Source organism: Brevibacillus sp. MCWH, from assembly GCF_013096935.1.
In the GTDB taxonomy this organism is placed as follows: domain Bacteria; phylum Bacillota; class Bacilli; order Brevibacillales; family Brevibacillaceae; genus Brevibacillus; species Brevibacillus aydinogluensis.
This window is the reverse complement of the sequence record NZ_SDLF01000083.1, coordinates 1-682: the sequence shown is the minus strand read 5'-3', so window position 1 is coordinate 682 and position 682 is coordinate 1. Positions and strand designations below refer to the sequence as shown.

Below are 682 nucleotides of genomic sequence, written 5' to 3'. Positions count from 1 at the left end.
TATTTTAGAAACACATGTTAAAGAATATAAAGACAAATTTGTTACAGAAAACATTACAAATGACCTTATGACTCTCGTTAGAAAGAAAAATGGTAAAATTGAACACGGTCCGGGTTTCCATGACGACTCACTATTCTCATATTTAATAGCTCTTTATGTATATTATCACGGTAAAAATCTTCATAGATTTGGTTTTGTTAGAGGTTCTGTACCTGATGAAGAGAATAGAAACAAAGGTTTAGTCTATGATGATATTATTGAATATCTTCCTGAAGAAATGAAAGACCAGTTTATTCCTGTAAAAACTATAGATGATTATACAGCCCATATAAGAAATGAGATTGAAAGAGCTAGAAGAGAGATGAGTTTAGTAGACGAAGTTTTAAATCCTATAAATAAAGTGGAGAACTTTGATGATGATAGAACCCACGGTGTTAATATTTCACTAAGCTTATTTGATGAATTGAATAGTTAAGAATATGATGGGGCTCCCATCATATTCTTTTTAATTAATATGCTAACAAGTCTTTAGATAGTAAATTATTCCTTTTATAAGAATTGGGAGGAGATGAAAAGATATGTTTTTTGATAAAGAAAATTATGATCTTTTTTCAGAAACAGAGTTAGATTTACTACTAGCTGACTTGCCAGTAGAATTATTGAAAGAAAATGTAAGAAAGCA

Annotated in this window: 1 protein-coding gene; it reads left to right on the top strand. The window is 29.5% G+C overall.

Going from position 1 to position 682, the window contains the following annotated elements; translation table 11 throughout:
• On the top strand, positions 1–475 hold a 475-nt coding region (locus ETC00_RS19455), incomplete at its 5' end, for a hypothetical protein (protein WP_216369600.1).
• Positions 476–682 lie beyond the last annotated feature (207 nt).